23 protein-coding genes and 7 tRNA genes are annotated in these 22,508 nt (G+C 48.4%); 29 read left to right on the plus strand and 1 reads right to left on the minus strand.

The genetic code is table 11. From position 1 onward, the window contains the following. Nucleotides 1–54: 54 nt before the first annotated feature. The 29 genes from BN1234_RS00490 to BN1234_RS00630 all read left to right on the plus strand — a co-directional run bounded on the left by BN1234_RS00490 (nt 55) and on the right by BN1234_RS00630 (nt 21,809). Nucleotides 55–131 (plus strand) — tRNA-Met (locus BN1234_RS00490). 9 nt (nt 132–140) lie between these two features. Further along, nucleotides 141–216 (plus strand) — tRNA-Val (locus BN1234_RS00495). 22 nt (nt 217–238) lie between these two features. Beyond that, a tRNA-Thr gene (locus tag BN1234_RS00500) sits at nt 239–314 on the plus strand. 14 nt (nt 315–328) lie between these two features. Beyond that, nucleotides 329–405 (plus strand) — tRNA-Asp (locus BN1234_RS00505). 24 nt (nt 406–429) lie between these two features. Next, a tRNA-Phe gene (locus BN1234_RS00510) sits at nt 430–502 on the plus strand. A gap of 12 nt (nt 503–514) precedes the next feature. Continuing rightward, nucleotides 515–600, plus strand: a tRNA-Tyr gene (locus BN1234_RS00515). A gap of 7 nt (nt 601–607) precedes the next feature. Then, a tRNA-Lys gene (locus BN1234_RS00520) sits at nt 608–680 on the plus strand. A gap of 152 nt (nt 681–832) precedes the next feature. Then, nucleotides 833–2,014: a PucR family transcriptional regulator gene (locus tag BN1234_RS00525; protein ID WP_054954711.1), complete on the plus strand. Its 1,182-nt coding sequence runs from the start codon at nt 833–835 to the stop codon at nt 2,012–2,014. Nucleotides 2,015–2,117: 103 nt separating this feature from the next. Continuing rightward, nucleotides 2,118–3,242, plus strand: a complete 1,125-nt coding sequence (locus BN1234_RS00530; RefSeq protein ID WP_054954712.1) for an ABC transporter ATP-binding protein — start codon at nt 2,118–2,120, stop codon at nt 3,240–3,242. A 475-nt stretch (nt 3,243–3,717) separates the two neighbouring features. Then, entirely contained in the window at nt 3,718–4,656 is a 939-nt protein-coding gene (gene hprK, locus BN1234_RS00535; protein ID WP_054954713.1) for an HPr(Ser) kinase/phosphatase, read from the plus strand. A gap of 12 nt (nt 4,657–4,668) precedes the next feature. Beyond that, nucleotides 4,669–5,781, plus strand: a complete 1,113-nt coding sequence (lgt, locus tag BN1234_RS00540; RefSeq protein WP_082423048.1) for a prolipoprotein diacylglyceryl transferase — start codon at nt 4,669–4,671, stop codon at nt 5,779–5,781. A gap of 5 nt (nt 5,782–5,786) precedes the next feature. After that, nucleotides 5,787–6,434, plus strand: a complete 648-nt coding sequence (ppaX, locus tag BN1234_RS00545) for a pyrophosphatase PpaX (RefSeq protein ID WP_054954714.1) — start codon at nt 5,787–5,789, stop codon at nt 6,432–6,434. A 12-nt stretch (nt 6,435–6,446) separates the two neighbouring features. Further along, entirely contained in the window at nt 6,447–6,953 is a 507-nt protein-coding gene (locus BN1234_RS00550; protein WP_054954715.1) for an acyltransferase, read from the plus strand. 281 nt (nt 6,954–7,234) lie between these two features. Further along, nucleotides 7,235–8,446 (plus strand): acyltransferase, encoded by a 1,212-nt coding sequence (locus BN1234_RS00555; protein ID WP_054954716.1) that lies wholly within the window; start codon nt 7,235–7,237, stop codon nt 8,444–8,446. 471 nt (nt 8,447–8,917) lie between these two features. Continuing rightward, nucleotides 8,918–10,117, plus strand: coding sequence for an ATP phosphoribosyltransferase regulatory subunit (locus BN1234_RS00560; RefSeq protein ID WP_054954717.1), 1,200 nt, complete (start codon nt 8,918–8,920; stop codon nt 10,115–10,117). Nucleotides 10,118–10,147: 30 nt separating this feature from the next. Beyond that, on the plus strand, nt 10,148–10,789 hold the full coding sequence (gene hisG, locus BN1234_RS00565; protein ID WP_054954718.1) for an ATP phosphoribosyltransferase: 642 nt from the start codon (nt 10,148–10,150) through the stop codon (nt 10,787–10,789). 55 nt (nt 10,790–10,844) lie between these two features. Then, nucleotides 10,845–12,149, plus strand: coding sequence for a histidinol dehydrogenase (gene hisD / locus BN1234_RS00570; protein ID WP_054954719.1), 1,305 nt, complete (start codon nt 10,845–10,847; stop codon nt 12,147–12,149). Beyond that, nucleotides 12,146–12,751, plus strand: a complete 606-nt coding sequence (hisB, locus tag BN1234_RS00575) for an imidazoleglycerol-phosphate dehydratase HisB (protein WP_054954720.1) — start codon at nt 12,146–12,148, stop codon at nt 12,749–12,751. Before hisD ends, hisB begins: the two co-directional genes overlap by 4 nt. Nucleotides 12,752–12,754: 3 nt before the next feature. Continuing rightward, nucleotides 12,755–13,378, plus strand: a complete 624-nt coding sequence (hisH, locus tag BN1234_RS00580) for an imidazole glycerol phosphate synthase subunit HisH (RefSeq protein ID WP_054954721.1) — start codon at nt 12,755–12,757, stop codon at nt 13,376–13,378. A 22-nt stretch (nt 13,379–13,400) separates the two neighbouring features. After that, a complete protein-coding gene (gene hisA, locus BN1234_RS00585) occupies nt 13,401–14,132 on the plus strand; it encodes a 1-(5-phosphoribosyl)-5-[(5-phosphoribosylamino)methylideneamino]imidazole-4-carboxamide isomerase (RefSeq protein WP_170307951.1) in 732 nt (243 codons plus the stop codon). Between the two features lie 45 nt (nt 14,133–14,177). After that, a complete protein-coding gene (hisF, locus tag BN1234_RS00590) occupies nt 14,178–14,936 on the plus strand; it encodes an imidazole glycerol phosphate synthase subunit HisF (protein WP_054954723.1) in 759 nt (252 codons plus the stop codon). Further along, nucleotides 14,933–15,634 (plus strand): bifunctional phosphoribosyl-AMP cyclohydrolase/phosphoribosyl-ATP diphosphatase HisIE, encoded by a 702-nt coding sequence (gene hisIE / locus BN1234_RS00595; protein WP_054954724.1) that lies wholly within the window; start codon nt 14,933–14,935, stop codon nt 15,632–15,634. The genes hisF and hisIE overlap by 4 nt, the downstream gene beginning before the upstream one ends. 14 nt (nt 15,635–15,648) lie before the next feature. Continuing rightward, nucleotides 15,649–16,473, plus strand: coding sequence for a histidinol-phosphatase HisJ (gene hisJ, locus BN1234_RS00600; protein ID WP_054954725.1), 825 nt, complete (start codon nt 15,649–15,651; stop codon nt 16,471–16,473). A gap of 193 nt (nt 16,474–16,666) precedes the next feature. Continuing rightward, nucleotides 16,667–17,614, plus strand: a complete 948-nt coding sequence (locus tag BN1234_RS00605) for a ribose-phosphate diphosphokinase (RefSeq protein ID WP_054954726.1) — start codon at nt 16,667–16,669, stop codon at nt 17,612–17,614. A 144-nt stretch (nt 17,615–17,758) separates the two neighbouring features. Further along, the gene (locus BN1234_RS00610; protein WP_170307962.1) at nt 17,759–19,414 is read left to right on the plus strand and encodes a tetratricopeptide repeat protein; all 1,656 of its coding nucleotides are present in this window, start codon (nt 17,759–17,761) and stop codon (nt 19,412–19,414) included. A 61-nt stretch (nt 19,415–19,475) separates the two neighbouring features. Further along, nucleotides 19,476–20,429: a thioredoxin-disulfide reductase gene (trxB, locus tag BN1234_RS00615; protein ID WP_054954728.1), complete on the plus strand. Its 954-nt coding sequence runs from the start codon at nt 19,476–19,478 to the stop codon at nt 20,427–20,429. Between the two features lie 130 nt (nt 20,430–20,559). Next, the gene (locus BN1234_RS00620; protein ID WP_054954729.1) at nt 20,560–20,778 is read left to right on the plus strand and encodes a hypothetical protein; all 219 of its coding nucleotides are present in this window, start codon (nt 20,560–20,562) and stop codon (nt 20,776–20,778) included. A 3-nt stretch (nt 20,779–20,781) separates the two neighbouring features. Further along, nucleotides 20,782–21,324 carry a GNAT family N-acetyltransferase gene (locus BN1234_RS00625; protein WP_054954730.1) on the plus strand — a complete coding sequence of 181 codons (543 nt, stop codon included), beginning with the start codon at nt 20,782–20,784 and terminating at the stop codon, nt 21,322–21,324. Nucleotides 21,325–21,335: 11 nt separating this feature from the next. Further along, nucleotides 21,336–21,809 (plus strand): hypothetical protein, encoded by a 474-nt coding sequence (locus BN1234_RS00630; RefSeq protein WP_054954731.1) that lies wholly within the window; start codon nt 21,336–21,338, stop codon nt 21,807–21,809. Nucleotides 21,810–21,940: 131 nt separating this feature from the next. On the opposite strand, the gene BN1234_RS00635 is transcribed toward BN1234_RS00630, so the two are convergent. Continuing rightward, nucleotides 21,941–22,393 (minus strand): GNAT family N-acetyltransferase, encoded by a 453-nt coding sequence (locus BN1234_RS00635; protein WP_054954947.1) that lies wholly within the window; start codon nt 22,391–22,393, stop codon nt 21,941–21,943. Nucleotides 22,394–22,508: the final 115 nt, after the last annotated feature.

Genomic DNA, 22,508 nt, shown 5'->3' on the forward strand with positions numbered 1-22,508 from the left:
ATCCCTCTCTCTCCGCCATTCATATAACTTAATTGCAAATTCCAATGTTGTTATGGCGGCGTAGCTCAGCTGGCTAGAGCGTACGGTTCATACCCGTGAGGTCGGGGGTTCGATCCCCTCCGCCGCTACCATACATACCTGGAGGCTTAGCTCAGCTGGGAGAGCATCTGCCTTACAAGCAGAGGGTCGGGGGTTCGAACCCCTCAGCCTCCACCATTGGATTTTTTGAAATGAATATGCCGGTGTAGCTCAATTGGTAGAGCAACTGACTTGTAATCAGTAGGTTGGGGGTTCAAGTCCTCTCGCCGGCACCAGTTATTTTAAATGCGGAACTGTGGTGTAGAGGCCTAACATGCCTGCCTGTCACGCAGGAGATCGCGGGTTCGAATCCCGTCAGTTCCGCCATTTATTTTAACAAAAACTAAATATGGCTCGGTAGCTCAGTCGGTAGAGCAGAGGACTGAAAATCCTCGTGTCGGCGGTTCGATTCCGTCCCGAGCCACCTTTCAACTCTGGAGGATTAGCGAAGTGGCCAAACGCATCAGACTGTAAATCTGCTCCCTTACGGGTTCGGTGGTTCGAATCCATCATCCTCCACCAGTTTTAAGAGCCATTAGCTCAGTTGGTAGAGCACCTGACTTTTAATCAGGGTGTCGAAGGTTCGAGTCCTTCATGGCTCATCACAGAAGTCGTCAACAATGTTGGCGGCTTTTTTGTATTTCAGTTCTTTGGATATTTCAGTTCTATGAATATTTCAATTCTTCGAAAATTTCAGTTCCTTGTAATAGATATGCTAAAATAATAAAAAAAGACAAAGTGGTGGAGTCAAGCAATGACGGAGATAGCGCAGATACTACAGAGTTTGAAGAGTACGCTGGATATTCCTATGACCCTTAAATCGCTGAATGAGAAAGAAGCCAGAATGTTTTTGAACTCCATGACCGTGGATGAACATATGGCTGCCGATATAACGAAAAAAGAAAAATCAGTAAGTGTACTGCCCGCACCAGGGGCCTTTTATATTACTAAGCAGGGAGAGGTCTGGTTCGCAACACCAGAAAGACATGAGCCTCTTACTGTAATAGCAGCACCAGCTGATCAGGTTACAGAGACCGAGGTTAAATTGATTGGCTTGCTGCTCTCTAATTTATCTGACTCAGACGCATCTGCCAAAAACCCGCGCCATAATAGCAAGGGTGAAGAGGAGCAATACGCTCAAATGCTGGGCGAATGGCTGCAAGAACGCATAAAGGTTGATGATTATCACGCCAGCCTGCCAGAAGAATACAAAGGGAATATTTCCTTAGTGGATCATATGACTCCCTTTTTGCTCGTTAATGAAAGCGAGCATCCGGCACAGACAACATTTAAATCGCTGCAAAGGCTGCTCCGCAGTTATTTTGGCGGTGAGATTGTGTTAATTCCACTGCAGGATAAGGTATGGATTATTCTTGCTGATCCGCACCTTCTGGATGACCTGGTGGATGATAAAGATGAAATCGCAGGTGAAGGAGACCAAAATTTACTGGAGCTCTTTTGTATGGGGCTGTACGAATTGGTCTCTAACGAATGGGTGGGAGACTTTCATATTGCGGCCATGCCGACAATCAATGTTCAAAAGGATCTTCCAAATGGGCTAAGAGAGCTGCGTGAAACGATGGTTATCGGTCGGACATTTCAAGTGAAAGAGCGTATTCATCTATCAAATGGGCTTCATCTGGAGCGCTTATTGTTTAGTATACCTGAAGTACAGCGGAACCGGTTCTTAGAGGAGTATGCCGGCCATCATGCAGGAATATTTGAAGATGCAGAGACACTGTCGACGTTGGAAAGCTTTTTTGAATTAGATTGTAATGTGAGTGAAACCGCCAAGCAGTTGTATATTCACCGCAATACGCTTTTGTATCGTCTGGATAAGATTAAACAAGAGACTGGGCTGGATGTTCGAAGCTTTGGTGATGCGGTTTTGGTGAAAATAACTCTCCTATTGTATAAAGTGACGAAAAGGAAATAAGATTTTTGTGCAGTTTGTGTATAGTCAGTCAGAAGTCTATAGGTTAATATTAAGTCTATAAAATGTATTCGATTTCATAACATTTATGAGGGGGCAAAAAAGCATGGCAGGCGTACGTTTAGAGCACATTTTCAAGAAGTATGCAGGAGCAGATAAGGCAACAGTAGCTGATATTAACCTTGATATTAAAGATAAAGAGTTTTTGGTATTGGTAGGACCTTCAGGTTGCGGTAAATCCACAACTTTGCGGATGATCGCAGGACTTGAAGAAATTACTGAAGGAAAACTCTACATTGGTGACCGCGTAGTTAACGATGTAGCACCTAAAGACCGTGACATCGCGATGGTATTCCAGTCCTACGCCTTGTATCCGCACATGAATGTGTATCAGAACATGGCCTTCGGCTTGAAACTTCGTAAAGTTAAGAAAGAAGAAATCGACAAGCGTGTACGTGAAGCAGCTAAAATCTTGGATATCGGACACTTGCTTGACCGTAAACCGAAAGCTCTTTCCGGTGGTCAGCGTCAGCGTGTTGCCTTGGGCCGTGCGATTGTCCGTGATCCGCAAGTCTTCCTGATGGATGAGCCTCTCTCCAACTTGGATGCTAAACTTCGTGGTCAGATGCGTGCTGAAATTACGAAGCTCGTTAAGCGTCTTGAAACGACTTGTATCTATGTAACGCACGACCAAACTGAGGCTATGACAATGGGTGACCGTATCGTAGTAATGCACGATGGTATCATTCAGCAAGCTGATTCTCCAGAACAGCTTTACAATAGCCCAAGCAACTTGTTCGTAGCAGGATTTATCGGTTCTCCTACAATGAACTTTATCCACGGTAAATTGTCTGAGCAAAACGGCGGCGTGTACTTCACAGCTCAAGGCTTGAACGTTCAAGTGCCAGGTGGTAAAGCTCAGCTTCTGAAGAACAAAGGCTATATTGGTAAAGAAGTAATTCTTGGTCTTCGTCCAGAAGATATTCATGAAGAGCCAGTGTTCCTGGAAGCTTCTCCGAACACAATCTTTACTGCTAAAGTTGATGTTACCGAGAACTTGGGTCACGAAATGCTCTTGTACCTGAGCGGTCTGGGTGCTGATACCGTTATCGGACGTGTAGACGGACGTTCTACAACTCGTGAAGGTGACAATGTTAAATTGGCAATCGACATGAACAAAGTTCATATCTTTGATAAAGAGACTGAACAGAATGTTTTGTTGGGAGAATAATTCCCAGGCAGTCGGCATTCTAGAAAAAACCGCCCTCTGGGGCGGTTTTTTTGTTTGATTGAAGGGCAGTTTAAGAAAATACAACAATTAATCGCTAATAGGACCCGGTAAGGAGATCCTGTGGTTGTTCTCTATTGCATAAGGTGACAATCAAGATTAATTTAGGAGACAAGCAGGGCTGGAAATCAGTCAAAATCTCCTAGTTGGAAGAAACGGGGAACATTGCATTTAGTGCCATTATCCTTTAAGATATCAGGAAGAAAGCTTACATAGTTGATCCGGAATGAGTATCTAAATATTTAAATAAGAAGAAAATGAAGGAGTGTTATGGCTATAGCTATTGGTCTATCTGGAGAGAAAGACCGGCCGGCTAGCTATCCATTATAATCCATTACAAAATACATGTGTGAGCGAGGTCAGCAGTTGGCTGGCTAAGCGAATGATGATTAACATACGAACGAAAAGGGGTACAACCATGGCCAAAAAAGTGAAAGTCTCTGAGCTGGTGCAGCAATTCCAACTGGAAGTGATCTCAGGGGAAGCAGGTCTGAAGCGCCAAATTACAACAGACGATCTTAACCGTCCTGGTCTGGAAATGGCAGGATATTTCGAATATCACCCACGCGAACGGGTTCAGCTGTTGGGACGCACAGAATTAGCTTTCTTTGCAATGCTGAAGCCGGAGGAACGCCGGGATCGCATGCGCAGTCTCTGCACGGACGAAACACCGTGCATTATTATTACCCGCTCGCTGGAGGTTCCGGAGGAGCTGATTGAGGTCAGCAGTGAGAAAGACCTGCCCGTACTGAGAAGCAGTATGGCGACAACGATATTAACGAGCCGGATTACGGGCTTTTTAGAGCGCAAGCTTGCCCCGACTACGACCATTCACGGCGTTCTGTGTGATGTATATGGTGTGGGGATGCTGATTACAGGTTCGAGCGGTATTGGTAAAAGCGAAACCGCACTGGAACTCGTGAAAAGAGGACACCGACTCATCGCGGATGACGCGGTTGAAATCCGTCAGACGTCAGATTTTCAGCTGCACGGTACAGCACCAGAATTAATCCGTCACTTGCTGGAAATCCGCGGTGTCGGCATTATTAACGTCATGACGCTGTTCGGTGCGGGTGCAGTTCGTAATAATAAGCGGATCACATTGGTCGTGCGTCTGGAAGCTTGGCAGCAGGATAAACAATATGACCGTCTGGGCCTAGATGAAGAAACGACTCGTATTATTGATACGGATGTCCCTCTGGTTACAATTCCGGTTCGTCCAGGACGAAACTTGGCTGTTATTATTGAAGTCGCTGCTATGAACTACCGTTTGAAACAAATGGGTCTTAATGCGGCTTTACAGTTCACGAATAAATTAACGGCTACGATTGCTGACGATATGGATGATTTAGACTAAGGGGGGAATTGAATGTCTACATTGCTGATCGATCCGGTTGCCTTCTCAATCGGATCGCTTCGCGTCCATTGGTACGGTATTATTTTGGGATTGGGCGCTCTGGCGGGGCTTCTGCTTGTAATCCGTGAAGGGAAACGCTTTGGCATCCCGCAGGAATTCTTCATGGATCTTCTGCTGCTTGGTGTACCTTCAGCCATTATTGGCGCGAGGATTTATTATGTGGCTTTTAAATGGGAAGATTATAAGGATAACTTCCTGGATGTATTTAAAATATGGAACGGCGGTATAGCAATATACGGGGCCCTGATTGGAGCCATTATATGTGCGATTATCTACACACGTTATAAAGGCTATAATTTTTGGCGAATTGCCGATTTATGTGCGCCTTCGCTGCTGGTAGGACAGCTTATCGGCCGCTGGGGCAACTTTGTGAATCAGGAAGCATACGGGGGACCTGTGGAGGAGTCATTCCTTCGTAATAATCTTCATCTGCCGGACTTTATTGTAAATCAGATGAATGTTGAGGGAGTATTCCATCATCCAACCTTTTTATATGAATCATTGTGGAACTTGTTAGGACTCATTCTATTACTAGTACTTCGCAGACAGAAATTTTTGCGTGTGGGTGAGCTGTTCATCGGATACTTCATCTGGTATTCCATCGGCCGCTTCTATATTGAGGCTGTACGCACAGACAGCTTGGCATTTCAGGGAGCTTCGTACGTAGAGGCGATCATTAATGGCTTGTGGAGTCCAATGAAATGGCTCGGCTTTGAGCAGGGTTATTTAGATCCAGCCTATGGTAATATACGGATTTCGCAGCTGTTGCCGGTGCTGATTGTCATTGCGGGAGTGATCTGGATTATTGTAAGACGGGTTACGGGAAGGGCGAATGTACGTTATCTGGACCCGATCGTATGCTCCAAACCAGGTTCTGCTCCAACACCGGAAGCGGCACTTGACCGCAAATCACAGCAAGGAAGTAAGCCGAAGAATCATCAGGGGCCAGCCCCAGACCAAGGCGCAGTCCGTGAGTGGAAAGACGATAAAGTGAATGCGGCAGAAGCCGGGGGTTCCACCGGAAATGAGGGTAAACAGATAGAGGCGGAGGACAAAAAGGAGTAGGCAGCATGATAGAAACCGTACTATTTGATCTTGATGGCACGATTATTGATACCAATGAATTAATCATAGCCTCGTTTATGCATGTATTTGAAAAGGGGCCAAAAGGCCCTTTAACGAGGGAAGGAATTATACCGCATATGGGCACAACACTGGAGCACCAGCTTCAAACTTTCTCTGGAGTGGAGGACGTAACTGAACTGGTTCCTATGTATCGTGCTTATAATCAACAGCATCATGATGACATGGTTCGACCGTTTCCTTACGTAAACGAAGTAGTGGAATGGCTCCATAGCAAGGGTATCTCTATGGGGATTGTTACGACCAAGATAAGGCCAAGCACACTCATGACTCTAGAGAAATTCAATCTGGATAAGTATATGTCTGCGGTGGTCACCGTGAATGATGTGGAGCATCCAAAGCCCCATCCTGAACCGGTACTCAAGGCAATTGAAAAGATTGGCTGCAATCCGGCAACAACGCTCATGGTAGGCGATAGTACCGTAGATATTCAGTCAGCCAAGGCTGCCGGTGCGTTAGCTGCAGGGGTTTCCTGGTCGCTGAAGGGCGAGCAGCTGCTGCGTGATCACGGAGCAGATTATATTTTGAAGGATATGCGAGATATTTATACGATTGTAGGACAGAAACAGGAATAGGAGCCGGGTGCCATGGCTAGAAATGTGACCCGCCACCCCATAGACGGACATAATGCGCTGTGGCATATTTATCGCACGGTGAGTCCGATCAAGGGAGTTAAAAACTTTATTTTTGTTCAACTGGCACGGTATTGCCCTGTACTGCCAATGAAGAACTGGATCTATCGGAATATCCTCGGGATGAAGGTTGGTAAGCATACAGCTTTTGGACTCATGGTTATGGTGGATGTATTTTTCCCGGAGAAGATTACGGTGGGCGAGAATTCGGTTATTGGCTATAACACGACAATCCTTGCTCATGAGTATTTAATAAAGGAATACCGACTTGGCGAAGTTGTCATTGGTGAAAATGTACTGATCGGAGCGAACACAACCATTCTTCCAGGCGTTACGATTGGTGACGGAGCGGTGGTTGCAGCCGGCGCGGTTGTACATAAGGATGTTGCCCCGGGAGCCTTTGTAGGAGGGAATCCGCTGCGGGAGCTCAAACGGGCAACACCGGAAGACGAGTCAATTTGAGACAATATGTTGTCACAGGTTCCAATAGAGTCTGTTTTATTGTAAAATAAGTAGGGCAAACAACAGGTGAAAAAATGAATGGTCCCCCTTGGTATATCTCCTTGAGGGGCTTTTTCGTTGGCAGGAAAGTGAGTACTTCAATCACAGCTATTCATGTTGTTAGGAGCAATTCAGTTATCAGCCGCTGCGCTCTATTGTTATGAACGACAAGCCGAGCGTATTTTGATGCTGCTGTTTGCGGGTCTGTTTCTACTCTATTTTCTAAAGGAGAAATTAAAAGTATGGGAACACCTCAAATTAGGAAGGAAAGGCTGCCGCAGCTGGATATTTACCGGGCCCTGGCTATTCTGGGCGTGCTGCATGTGCATGCGACATCTTTTGCAACAGTGGATGCGATCGATTCTCGTTTCTACTATATTATTAACTTTCTGAACATATTTTTTAAGTATGGAACACCTTCATTTATCTTTCTGAGCAGCTTTGTGCTGTTCTACAATTACTATGATCGTCCATTGACGAAGAACCTGATCGGTACGTTCTATAAAAGACGGCTGTTGTACATTTTGCTGCCTTATTTGCTGATCTCGATCGGTTACTTCTTTGTCCGGTTATATCAGAACGGAATGCTGAACAGTTCATTAGATCTTAGTGCACAGATTCCTGTGTTCCTGGAGAGATTGGCTAGAGGTCAGAACTATACGCACTTATACTTTGTGTTTATCAGTTTACAGTTCTATATTCTGTTCCCGATATTCCTGAAGCTGTTCAAGTCATCCCGCTTTCTGGTGCGCTGGGCAGTGCCGATTGGATTCCTGCTCCAATGGGGCTTTATTATCATGAATAAGCTTGAATGGAAAATCACAATGAAAGGAAGTCTTTCGATTTCCTACCTGGCTTACTATATGCTGGGTGCTTATCTGGCGATTAACTATGACAAGTATAAAGTATGGTTGACCTCAACGTGGAAGAATCAAACGAACCGTCAAAAGATGGCTACCATTGGACTGTGGGGCGGCTGGCTGCTGCTTGCACTGACACATGTGCAGATCTGGTATAATTCACGTCTTCATGGAGCAAAATATGACTCATTATTATATGAATTTTTGTGGAACATGCACACGATCTTCTCGGCCATCGTATTGATGCAGGCTGCGAATTGGCTGTATAAAAGCGGATGGAAGAAGATTATTGCTCTGTTAACCCGAATTGGTGAGCTGTCTTTTGCCATCTATCTGGTTCACCCGCTATGGCTTGCGTTCTACCGTATGTTCGACTTCAATCTTAATCCGGTTACGGATGATTATCTGATCTGGATCTACGGTGGTATGCTGTCTGCGTTGATCGTGAGTGCATTGGTGGTTCAGTTTATTCTAAGACGCATTCCAGGAGCATGGATGCTGCTCGGCAGCGTTCCGCGTTCCTTGAAGCCTAAAGATCCGGCAAAAGGAGTTCAAACGAAGCCGGACACCGGGAAGAAATCGGCGGGAATGTAAGTATAATTTCATAATGACTCTAGCGTTAGGGTCATATTCAAGGGGCTATCCCAAAAGATCTGGTATCTTGCGGGAGGGCCCCTTTTTTCTTGTTGCTCGGGCGCTACGGGTACGAATCATTCCTCCCATCGCTGTTGTCCTCCAAAGTAAGGTGGAAATTGGAGGACAAAGGCTTATCCTTCCGATGCAGCTTTCCTTTGGAAAGCTTTTAGCTTCTTCGGAATAGATTGTTTTATTTCTACTCACCTTGTCAGGCGACGGTAGGTTATAATGACAGGAAGCGAGAATGGTTTAATTTCCCTGCTAAATAAATTGGTTAATAGACTTTATAAGGATTTGCTTGTTAACCGATTGACGATAAGAGTGAATCCATGGTAACATATCCAATATTCTTTAATTTGTTATCGTATTAGCACTTTAATGTGATGAAGGTATGGTTAACGAGATCATTATAGACTTGAGGTGTACGTCATGTCCAAACCTAAAGGCTTTGAAAAACCGGCTGGTGTCAGGGATTATCTCCCTCATGCGGCAGCAAGATTGCGCCAAATTGAACAGCAGGTCCTAGCATGCATGGACCGCTGGGGTTACCAGCAGATTATGACGCCGACGATCGAATATTACGATACGGTTGGTGTCGCCAGCTCGACGTCAGACCAGAAGCTGTTCAAGCTGCTCAATAACCGGGGTACAACGATGGTCCTCCGTTCTGATATCACGGCTCCGATTGCCAGGGTTGTGGCATCCTTGCTGAAAGAAGAACGATTGCCGATTCGTCTGTCTTACCACTCCAATGTATTTCGTGCGATTGAAGAGGAGGCCGGGAGGGAGGCGGAGTTCTTCCAGACCGGTGTTGAGCTTGTAGGAGATGACTCGCCGGATGCTGATGCAGAGGTTGTAGCGCTGGCGATTGAATCACTGCAGGCATCCGGTGTGGAGAGGTTTAAAATCGCTCTTGGACACGTAGGCTTCCTGAACGGATTACTGGAGGAAGTACTGACTGAAAGACCTCAGGATCAAGAGAACCTGAAGCATGATCTGCTCAATCGGGACTATGTCGGGTATCGAAATACCATTTCCGGTCTCGCACTGACAGACAGCCAGGCAGCGAAGCTGGAAGGTATTCTTCGGCTGCGGGGCGGCCGAGAGGTCTGTGAACAAGCGCTGGAGCTTAGCGGTGATCCGTTGGCTCATTCCTCGATTGACCATTTATGCAAGGTGTGGGAAGTGCTTGAAGCTTATGGTGTTTCGGAGCATGTGCTGATTGATCTGACGATGATCGGAGACTTTTCTTATTATACGGGAATGATTTTTGAAGGATACGCGGCTGAGATCGGATCCCCTGTAGCAAGCGGCGGACGTTATGATAAGCTGCTTCAGCAGTTTGGTCGGAATGCGCCGGCGACGGGATTTGCCTTAAAAACGAACCGGATTCTGGATGGGGTGCAGGTGGAGCAAGCATCCGGGCCGCTTCCGGTACGGATTGAATATACAGCACAAAAGCGTAAGGAAGGCTTGGCCGAGGCAGCTCGGCTAAGGAGTCAGGGGAACGTTGTAGTTACCGCATTATTTAGCGGAGATGGTGAGGAAGACCATTTTGCTATACACGATAATGCTTCAGAGAGCGGACTGCTTTATCAAGGGTATTCGGAGATTATCCGATTCTCATAAACGATATCTTGACATAAGGAGGTGCGGAGCATGGCAGAAATATTAAAAGTCGCTATGCCTAAAGGAAGAATCTATAAGAAGGCATCCGAGTTATTCCGGTTGGCAGGACTTCCGATTCCGATGGATGTGGATGATACTCGAAGGCTGGTTATTTCGCTGCCGGAAGCAGGCATGGAATTCATTCTGGCTAAGCCGGTCGATGTGCCTACCTATGTGGAATACGGTGTAGCCGATATCGGCATCGTAGGCAAAGATGTACTTATGGAAGAGAATAAGGACGTATATGAGCTGCTTGACCTCGGCATTGCGAGATGCCGGATGTCCGTCATCGGGCTGCCGAATTGGACCCCGGGCATTCAGCAGCGGGTGGCGACGAAATATCCTAATGTAGCATCACAGTATTTCCGGGAGCAGGGGCAGCAGGTTGAGGTTGTAAAGCTGAACGGATCGATTGAGCTTGCACCGCTGATCGGGCTGGCCGATCGAATTGTCGATATGGTGGAGACAGGACAGACGCTGAAGGAGAATGGGCTGGTGGAGATGAACAGTCTGTTCGAGATTACGAGCCGGCTGATTGCGAACCGGGTGAGCTACCGAATGAAGAATAGAGAAATCCAGGAGCTGTGCGACCGCCTGCAAAAGGTGATCGTGGCTGAAGAAGCGAATAGATAGGGAAATTGAATGGCTAGCACCAAGCACGAAGAGGAGAGGTAGGGAGGAATCTAGGATGAAAGTGGTATCGGTACGGGATTTCAAGCTGCAGCGGGAGAGCGATTACGGAACACCGGAGCAGAATGAAACGGTAAAGGCTGTGGTTCAAGCGGTACGTGCTGAGGGGGATGCCGCGCTGCTGCGTTATACCGAGCAATTCGACAGCATAAGGCTTGAGGCACATCAGCTTCGTGTGACGGAAGCGGAAATGAAGGCAGCTTATGACCGTGTGGAGGCATCTTTTGTGACGGCTATTCGGGCTGCTGCGGATAATATCCGTGCATTCCATATGAAGCAAAAGCGGAGCTCGTGGATGGATTTTCAGCCGGATGGCAGCATTCTCGGTCAGATCATCCGGCCGCTGAAGCGGGTCGGCGTTTACGTCCCTGGCGGTAAGGCAGCTTATCCCTCCTCTGTGCTCATGAATGTGATCCCGGCGCAGGTAGCCGGCGTGCCGGAGATCGTAATGGTTACGCCGCCGGCAACCCGCGGGGTGGAAGGAATCGACCCTTATATTCTGGTTGCAGCTGCCGAAGCAGGTGTGACAGAGATGTACCGTGCGGGAGGTGCGCAGGCGATTGCGGCGCTGGCTTACGGAACCGATTCGATCGCGCCTGTAGATAAAATCTGCGGCCCGGGCAATATTTATGTCGCTCTGGCTAAGCGTGAAGTGTACGGGGTCGTTAATATCGACAGCATCGCAGGACCAAGCGAAATTGTGGTGCTGGCTGATGATACGGCGCAGCCGTCTTTCGTTGCGGCAGATCTACTGTCACAGGCAGAGCATGACGAGATGGCATCGGCTGTTCTCGTAACCCCGTCGCAGGCTCTTGCTGAGGCGGTGTCGGCTGAGGTGGAACGTCAGCTGGAGCTGCTGCCAAGACGGGATATCGCCCGGGCATCGATAGACAGCTATGGAGCTGCCATCGTGACGGATACCCTTCAGGAGGGGATCGATGTGGTTAACCGATTGGCTCCGGAGCATTTGGAAATCATGACAGAAGAGCCGATGGCGCTTGCAGGCCAGATCGAAAATGCGGGTGCGATCTTCCTTGGGAAGTACAGCTCAGAGCCGGTCGGTGATTATTTCGCAGGACCGAATCATATCATTCCGACGAACGGAACGGCGAGATTTTCATCACCGGTGGACTTGGATGATTTTATTAAGAAATCAAGCATGATTTACTACAGCAAGGAGGCGCTGCTCCGTAACGGCGAGACGATTATGGAGCTGGCCCGGCGTGAAGGGTTCGAAGGACACGCACGAGCAATCGCTGTTCGGTTGGAGCAGGAATCAAATACAGGGGGGCAATCATCGTGAGCAGCTTTGAGGCTAAAGGGCGGACATCCAGTGTCAGCCGCAGAACGAATGAAACGGACATATCTCTTCAATTTAATGTAGACGGGACCGGGGTATCTGAGCTGGAGACAGACGTTCCTTTTCTGAATCATATGCTGGACCTGTTCACCAAGCACGGACAGTTTGACCTGAGTGTGAAAGCAAGCGGGGATATCGAGATTGACGATCATCATACGGTCGAGGATATTGGCATCTGTCTCGGTCAGGTGCTTCGTGAAGCATTGGGTGACAAAAAAGGGATCAAGCGTTATGCGAGCGTGTTCGTGCCGATGGATGAGGCGCTGGCCCAGGTTGTCATTGATGTCAGCAACCGTCCGCATTTTGAGTATCGCGCCGAGTACCCTTCCCAGCAGGTTGGGTCATTCCACACGGAGCTGGTGCATGAGTTCTTGTGGAAGCTGGCGCTGGAAGCCCGAATTACGCTGCACGTCATTGTGCACTACGGCCGTAACACGCATCATATGATTGAGGCTGTGTTCAAGGCGCTCGGGCGGGCGCTTGATGAAGCGACAAGCATTGATCCGCGCGTAACAGGTGTGCCATCTACGAAGGGAGTGCTGTAAGCCATGGCGATTGCGATTGTGGATTACGGCATGGGCAATCTGCACAGTGTAAGTAAAGCGGTGGAGCGGCTCGGATATGAGCCGCTTGTCACCGGCTCGCGTGAGGAAATCCTCGCGGCAGACGGGATTATTTTGCCTGGCGTAGGGGCATTCGGTGATGCGATGGAGCATTTACGGGAGACGGGACTGGATGAGGTTATGAAGGAGGCCGCAACCGGCACGAAGCCGCTACTTGGCATTTGCCTGGGGATGCAGCTCCTGTTCACGGATAGCGAGGAGCATGGACGCCATGAGGGGCTGAATATTTTGCCCGGATCGGTCGTGCGGTTTCCTGGCGGCGATTATAAAGTGCCTCATATGGGGTGGAATCGTCTGCAGTTCAAAAATCCGGATCATCCGCTGTTTGCGGGGCTTGAGGAAGGGCATGTGTATTTCGTGCATTCATATCATGTCCTTCCTGAGGCAGAGTCGCATCTGCTCGCAGTAACAGACTATGGTCAAGACGTGACAGCGATTGTTGGAGACGGCAACGTGTACGGCATGCAGTTTCACCCTGAGAAAAGCGGAGAGCTCGGTATGAGTCTGCTGCGTAACTTTTTAAAGCTAACCGATACAGAGAGTAAATAAAATTTAGGAAGCGGGGATGAATATGTCATCATTTATCATATATCCGGCCATCGATATTCTTGGCGGCAAATGTGTAAGACTGGTGCAAGGAGACTACAGTCAGGAGACGATTTACAATGATAGTCCGCTGAAGGTCGCTCGTTCATGGGAAGAGCAAGGCGGCACATATGTTCATCTGGTTGATCTGGACGGGGCGAAGGCAGGCCATCCTGTCAATGATGCAATCATCGGAGAAATTGCATCGAAATTGAATGTGCCCGTGCAGGTAGGCGGCGGACTTCGCACACTTGCTGATGTTGAACGTCTGCTCTCCCTTGGCGTAAGCCGGGTCATCATTGGGACAGCTGCTATTGAAGACCGTGCTTTTACAGAAGAGGTTCTGGGCAAGTATGGCGACAAGGTTGCGATCGGGATCGATGCCCGTAACGGCTTCGTTGCCACTCGCGGATGGCTGGAGACTTCTGAAGTACAGGCGGAAGTGCTTGCGAAAGAGCTGGCATCAAAAGGCGCAGAGACGTTTATATTTACGGATATTTCCCGTGACGGCATGATGCAGGGGCCGAATGTGGAGGCTATTGTATCTTTAGCAAAAGCAAGCGGACGTACGGTTATCGCTTCCGGCGGTGTGACCAGGCTGGACGATCTAAAGGCGCTCAGTAAGCATCATGCAGACGGGGTTGGCGGAGCCATTGTCGGTAAGGCTCTCTATACAGGCAGCATCGATCTGAATGAAGCGGTAACCGTTATTGGATAGAGGTTATGAAGTGGATGAGGATATAGGGGGAGAGGGGCGAGCGATATGCTGGCTAAGCGGATTATTCCATGTCTGGATGTAAAGGACGGGCGGGTTGTAAAAGGAGTTAACTTTGTTAATCTCCGTGATGCGGGTGATCCCGTGGAGCTTGCTGCGCTGTATGATCGGGAAGGGGCTGATGAGCTGGTCTTCCTGGATATCTCGGCATCCGTTGAGGGCCGTGCCACGATGGAAGAGGTCGTGCGGCGCACGGCGGGAGAGATCGCGATTCCGTTCACGGTAGGAGGCGGAATATCATCGGTGGAAGATATGAAGCGGATACTGCGTGCCGGAGCCGATAAAATCGGGATTAATACAGCAGCTGTACGGCAGCCGGAATTGATCTCGGCAGGTGCCCGGAGATTCGGGTCCCAGTGCATTGTGGTGGCTGTAGATGCTAAATACAATGAGGCTTGGGATGAGTGGGAAGTATACACGCATGGCGGACGTACCCCTTCCGGACTAAAGGCGCTGGAATGGGTGAAGCAGGCGGAGTCACTTGGTGCGGGAGAAATTTTGCTGACGAGTATGGATGCAGACGGCACGAAGGATGGCTTTGACATCGCATTGACGTCTGCTGTATCCAGCACGGTGGGCATTCCGGTGATCGCATCGGGCGGAGCCGGGCGAGAGGAACATTTCTATGATGTATTTACAGCGGGAAGAGCCGATGCAGGACTTGCGGCGACCATTTTTCACTATAAAGAAATTGCCATCCCGGATCTCAAACAATACTTAAAGCTAAAAGGAGTGGACATACGGTGAGTGACTTTATGAAGCAGAATCTTTCGCTGGAGCAGATAATTGAGCATATTCGCTGGGATGAAGCAGGGCTTGTGCCGGCAATTATCCAGGATGCTGAGGATAAACAAGTGCTGATGATGGCCTATATGAACCGGGAATCCATGAGGCTTACGCTCGAGAGCGGGGAAGCATGGTTCTGGAGCCGCTCACGGCAAGAGCTGTGGCATAAAGGAGCGACATCCGGCAATATTCTGTCGGTTGTATCCTTGGCGTATGACTGTGATGGCGATACACTTTTGGTGCAGGTGAATCCGAAGGGTCCGGCATGTCACACCGGTGAAGTCAGCTGCTTCTTTAACGAGATTACGATTGCGGGACAACCGAGTTTATCCGGTGTTGTCGATACGCCGGCGTTAAGCAATCGTTTTAAGGTGCTGGCTGAGCTGGAGGAGATAATCGCGAAACGCGAAATCGAGCGCCCGGAAGGGGCTTATACGACATATCTGTTCGATAAAGGCGTTGATAAGATCCTGAAAAAAGTCGGCGAAGAAGCGTCCGAGACGATCATCGCTGCGAAAAATAAGGATAACGATGAACTGCGTCTCGAAGTGAGTGATCTGATCTATCATCTGCTTGTTCTGCTCCAGGAGCGCAAGCTGCCGCTGGATGATATTATGAACGAGTTAAGCCGCCGGCATGAACGGCCTCGCCGCGACTAGGGGGCGTAAGTTTTATGTATATCGACTATCATACCCACCATGCGCGCTGCGGCCATGCTGTTGGAGGGCTGGAAGAATACGTTAAGCGGGGAATCGAGATGGGCTTGCACCAAATCGGTTTATCCGATCATATGCCGCTTATTCATGTAAAACCTGAGGATTACTATCCGGAAATGGCCATGCCCATGGAGGAGCTTCCCCGTTATGTCGAGGAATGCCTGGCTCTGAAGGAGCGTTATAAGGGGCAGATTGAAGTGCGTATTGGCCTTGAAGGAGACTATATTGAAGGTTATGAACAGCAGATCGAGAAAATCATTCAGGATTATCCCTGGGATTATGTAATTGGCTCTGTTCATTTTCTGGGAGAATGGGACATTACCGACTTCCGCCAAACCCATGGGTGGGAAGGCAAGGACCCGCTCACGGTATATCGTCAGTACTATGATGCTGTACAGAAGGCGGCTGCTACCGGTCTGTACGATATCATGGGTCATCTGGATGTGATTAAACGGTTCGGCTTCGGTCCGGGAGAAGAGCATGCCGATGAAGTAATCGCGATGGAGCATGCCGCGCTTGCAGCTGTCAGCCGCAGCGGAAAGGCGATGGAGCTGAATGCATCAGGCCTTTCGAAAGCCTGCGAAGAAATGTTCCCAAGCCGCCGTATGCTTGAAGGGGCGATCAGACTCGGCATTCCGCTGACGCTTGGCTCCGATGCGCACCAGCCGCAGAAACTTGGAGAGCATTTAGACACAGCACGCTCCTTGTTAGAGGAACTTGGAGTAGAAAAGGTTGCAACCTTTGAAAATCGGATCAGGAAAATGGTGCTTTTGAAAGAATAGGGCAAACCGATATATAATAGAGATAGTGTATAATGAGTTATTGTCAATACGGCTGTCTTCGTTTACTGTGAGACCCTCTTTGCGGGTTGATCCAGGTACGGGGACAGCCTGCTTTAGCGACAGCGATTTCTTAGGCTGTATCTGTAAGACTCATAAACTATTCCTAACCATTTTCGGTATCCAGGAGGAACCCATGTATCATAAACTTCGATTGTTCGCCGGCTCATCCAATCCGCAGCTTGCTGCGAGTATAGCTGATCGGCTAGGTATTGAATTGGGGAAAATGAAAATTTCCCGTTTTCAAAGTGGTGAAATTTATGTTCATTATGAGGAAAGCATCCGGAATTGTGATGTATTTCTTGTCCAGTCATTCTCTCATCCTATTAATGAGATGTTCGTAGAGCTGCTTGTAATGATTGATGCGGCCAAGCGGGCTTCAGCACGGACGGTCAATATTATTGTTCCTTACTACGGCTATGCCCGGCAGGAGCGTAAGTCGGCACCAAGAGAGCCCATCTCGGCAAAAATGGTAGCGGATGTGCTGACAACCGCAGGTGCGAACCGCGTCATCACGATTGACCTGCACGCACCGGCAATTCAAGGCTTTTTCAATATTCCAGTGGATCACTTAACGGCACTTGACCTGATTACGGATTATCTAAAAAGCAAACAAATCGAAAATCCGGTCATCGTCTCACCAGACGCTGGTCGTGCTTCCACTGCCGAAAAGCTGGCTAACCGCTTGGGTTCACCGTTCGCTATCATGATTAAGCAGCGTCCGGCGCACAATGAGTCGGTCATTACGCATGTGATTGGGGATGTAGCGGGCCGAACTCCTATTATTATTGAAGATTTGATTGATACAGGTTCGACCATTGTCCATGTGGTTGAGGGATTGAAGGAACGCGGGGCCAGGGATGCTATTGTGTGTGCTACACATGGTGTATTTTCCGGTCAGGCACTGGACCGGCTTGACCATGCGCATATCGAGGAGCTCGTTATTACAGACTCGATTGCATTGCCTGATCAGTATAAAGGATTTGTGAAAGTATTATCTGTAGCACCGATGCTGGCACAGGCCACGAATATTATTACTGAGGGTGGATCCATAGCAACATTATTCAAAGATGCCGGGGTGTAAAAAACCGGCGTCTTTTTATCTGCAAACGACGGTGTAACGTGTTATACTGTTGTGGATAGAGGAGCAAGTTAAAGGAGGTGTCTTGCTTCCGTGAATAGATTTCAATCAGGGTCAGATGACCTTCACAATATTATACCTATCGAAATGAATGCTAACTTTTTCTTTGATCGTGCAGTGAAGTCGCTCGATCGTTACCAATATGAAAAGGCATTGAAATATTTTCGCAAGGCGGTTGAATATGAGCCGAACAATCCGGTGAATCACTGCAATATGGCGGGAATATTGTCGGAAACCGGCGATTACGAAGGCTCGAACACAGTACTGCAGCATATACTGGATAAAGTTGAGCCATCGATGACCGAATGTTATTTCTATATGGCGAACAACTATGCGAATATGGAGCGTTTCGAGGAAGCGGAAGAGGCACTTGTTACGTATCTGGAGGAAGACTCCAGCGGTCAATTTATGGACGAGGCTGAAGAATTAATGGAGCTTCTCCATTATGAGTTGAATCGTCCTGCGAAGGTAAATCGCATTAAGAGCCGTGAGGGTATGGTAGAACACGAACGTGCCCGTGAGCTGCTTGAAGAAGGAAAGTTCGCACAGGCTGTAAAAATGCTCGAGGAGATCGTTGCCGACTGCCCGGATTTCCTTGCAGCACGCAACAATTTGGCGCTTGCCTATTATTATACGGGCCGGTTCGCCAAGGCGAAGCAGACGATTGAAGAAGTGCTCGAGCAGGAGCCGGGGAATTTGCACGGACTGTGTAATCTAGCCATCTTCTTTCAGCATGAAGGAAAGATGGAGGAGCGCAACCGGCTTGTGGAAATGCTCGCTGCCACCGTTCCATTTCATCAGGAGCATGTGTTCAAGCTTGCGACAACGATGGGCATCCTTGGCAAGCATAAGGAGGCCTATGGTCATTTCCGCCGGTTATCCAAAGACGAAGAGTTCAGCAGCGATCCAAGCCTGTATCATTATACCGCAGCGGCGGCATGTAACAGCGGGCATTATGAAGCAGCTGAGAAGTATTGGCGTTACGCCAAAAAACTTGACCAGGAGTCGGTTATTCCGGACTTTTATCTTGCCCAGCTGCAGCAGCGTCAGGCGACAGGAACGAAGGTGATGAAAGTGAGTTATCATTATCATCTTCCTTTTGAGGAGCAGTTCAAGCGCTGGGAATATGATGGGGAAGTGATGACGGAGGAGGCTAGACAGAACCCTCTAATCCGGTCTTCTTTCTTCTGGGCACTTCGCCATGGTGATCCGCATATCAAGCTGCAGGTGATTCGAACGCTTGAGCTTATTGCAGATGATGAGGTTCAGCATGCGCTTCAATCCTTCCTGCAAGAGCCAGGTGAGGATGCGGATCTGAAGGATGCAGCACGCCTTGTGCTTCAGCAGCTGGAGAGCAAGCGGAGCCGCAATCAGGAACGTGAGACGCAGGAGGTTCTCCCTGACTGGCATCCTGATTGGCAGAAGGTCTTAGATCAAGCCACCCAGATGATGGACAAACGTTCTGATCATTTTTGGAAAAGGGAACTAGAGGTGCTGTGGTCGGAGTTTTTGAGCAAGCTCTATCCTGACATTCCTAATATCCGCAATACGGCGGGATGGGCGGCAGCCCTTGAGTATATGACGGCGAAAAGACGGGGCCGTGCATATACGTATGAGGAGGTAGCGGTCCGTTACGGCATTTCATCATCTACAGTTCGACGATATGTGCGTCAAATAGAACAGATATGCAGTAATGACAAGCAAGATGATGAGAACTTTCGTCCTTTTACAGAAAATATATAATAATAGGGTAAGATATATATATAGGCATGGATAGTGATGACGTTAGAAGGAGGCCTTCAATATGTACAAATCAATCGTAATCGGAACAGGACCGGCAGGCTTGACGGCAGCCATTTATTTGGCTCGCGCCAACATGAAGCCGCTCGTTATCGAGGGAATGCAGCCGGGAGGCCAGTTAACAACAACAACTGAAGTGGAGAACTTCCCCGGATTTCCGCAAGGAATCATGGGACCGGAACTGATGGATAACATGCGTCAGCAAGCGGAACGCTTCGGAGCCGAGTTTAAAAGTGCCTGGGTGGAGTCCGTTGATTTCTCCAAGCGGCCATTCAAGGTGAACGTTGAAGGTATGGGAGAACTGCTGGCTGAGTCAGTGATCATATCAACGGGTGCTTCGGCTAAATATCTTGGCATTCCTGGAGAGCAGGAGAATGTGGGCCGCGGTGTAAGCACATGTGCAACATGTGACGGCTTCTTCTTCCGTAATAAAAAGATTATTGTCATTGGTGGCGGCGATTCCGCGATGGAAGAGGCAAGCTTTCTTACTCGTTTCGCTTCCAGCGTAACGATCGTTCACCGCCGGGACGAGCTTCGTGCATCGAAGATTATGCAGGACCGGGCTCGTGAGAACGAGAAGGTGCAGTGGGCGCTTAACCGCACACCGCTTGAAGTGGTTGCGAGCGAAACCGGTGTGAAGGGCTTGAAAGTCCGCAACAACGAGACAGGTGCGGAAGAACTGATTGAAGCAGAGGGCGTATTTGTAGCCATTGGGCATACACCGAATACCGCTTTCCTCGGTGGTCAAATTACGACGGATCCGACCGGTTATATTCTCGTTAATCCGGGCACAACGGAGACGAATATTCCAGGTGTATTCGCATGCGGTGACGTACAGGATACCCGCTATCGTCAAGCGATTACAGCAGCAGGCTCCGGATGTATGGCTGCGATGGACTGTGAGAAGTACCTTGAGGGTCATATGGTTCATGACTGGAGCGAAACACTGAACGAATAATAGCAGGGTTAAATTGAAGGAGCCGGGCAGCCGGCTTCTTTTTTTGTTTCCCCCGGACTAAAGCCCTTATGGTACAATCGTAAGAGATTTGCGAAACGGATAATTTTAGAAGAATCGGGGGTTTTGGCAGATGAATAAAGCGATCAGGTTTAGAGCGGCCATTACCGCATTGTTTGGGCTGATCGGAGTGGTGCTGGCTGTTACTTCTGTTTACTTGTTCAGAGTGGATAGCAATCATAGCAGTATAAATGCACTTATATGGTTAACGCTGCTGACACTGTTTATTACGGTCGGGCATATGGTTGTGCTGATTACCATGATTCGAAGAAAGCACAGGAAAGGGTTATGATCCATGATCGTATACGAGCATAACAAGCTGATCGTTCGTCAACTGGAAGAGGCAGATGCATCTCTGCTGGTGAAATGGCTGAGTGATCCCCGGGTGCTGATGTATTACGAGGGACGGGATCGCCCTCATGATCTGGAAATGGTGAAAGCGAACTTTTTTGACGATGATGACTCAAATACCCGCTGTATCATTCAGTATGATGGGCAGGATATAGGATATATCCAGTTTTATAGGATCACAGATGAGGAACGGAAAGAGTATGGATACGCCGGGTTTTCAGGGGAAATCTTCGGCATGGATCAGTTCATTGGAGAAGCGTCGATATGGAACCGGGGTATTGGAACCGAGCTGATAACGTCTATGGTTCGTTATTTGACAGTTTATGCAGGAGCGAAGAAGGTTGTCATGGACCCCCAGGCATGGAATAAGCGGGCGCTTAGAGTGTACGAAAAGGCCGGCTTTGTAAAAAAGAAATATATTCAGCGCCATGAATGGCATGAAGGTGAATATCGGGATTGCTGGATCATGGAATATGCTGCTGAGTGAGGAGAGAGATTTTGAGTAATTACATAGCGAAAAATAAACACATACTGATTGTGCTGGCGCCATTCATTGCAGGCTGGCTCTTTTACTTATTGATGTATAGTATACCCTTCTCCGGAATGTTACTCTGGACCCTGAACATCGGTTTTGTGTTGTTCTGGTTCTGGGGAGGCAGGCAGTTTGCGAAACTGTCCATGAACAAGGTGTACAGTTACCTATTGGGTAATTCGTTATGGCTATTATCACTGCTACTGTTTTTATGGCAGTCCGTTGCACTGGATGGGGCTTCTCAGAACTTGGCCATCGCAGGCTTATCACAGTATTATATGCTGCTTATGCTTATGATTGGAACGCAGATTCACCTGACGTATGCGGTGGAGATCGATCCAGTAGAGATTACCTTAATCTCGTATGCTGTCATGCTCGTAGTATTCACGATAGGGTTTATCTATCAGACGGTGAAAGGGAAGAATTCTTCATCGAAATAAAACACATAAAGAAACCGCTCTTAAGAAGAATGGAGGTAGCCTGTGCGGCCATTCGGATATGAGCGGTTTTAATGTTTCAGGGGGACGCCGGGATTACCGATATATGCTCACGCGATAACTGCCGGGAACAATTATAAATCCTGAGACAGGCGTACCATGTCGTACAGCCGCATTCCGTTCTCCATGATTTCTTCATCATAATGCCGAATGAAAAAATCGCGGTCGATGCCTGTCATTCGAAAGCCGCATTTCTGATACAGCATCAGCTGATTAGCGCCTGTACTGCCTGTTCCGACTTCAATGGTGGCATATCCAAGCTGCCGGGCAGTTTGTAAGGCATGGAGAACGAGCTTTTTGCCGATACCCTGTCCCTGATAGGATGGATCCACGGCAACATTAACAAGCTCTACAGTATCTGGCCTTGTAGGCAGCAATACATAAACCCCGATCATCTCCTTCTCCCATCCAGCGACATAGCATTGTCCGCGATACAGGTAGGCTTGAATCAGTTTCTCTGAAGGGTCCGCCAGTAGCAGCAGCTCCATCGGTGGCTGTTCATTATTTTCAAGCATGCGTATGTTAATAGGATTCATATTCGATACAACTCCTGATTTCAAGTATGGTGCTTGTCCATATATTGTACCACGGACTGTCTGCAATCCAGACTTGAAGGAAAAAGCCAACCCATCGTCAGGCTGA

Source organism: Paenibacillus dakarensis, from assembly GCF_001373415.1.
Classification (GTDB): Bacteria; Bacillota; Bacilli; order Paenibacillales; family Paenibacillaceae; genus Paenibacillus_AQ; species Paenibacillus_AQ dakarensis.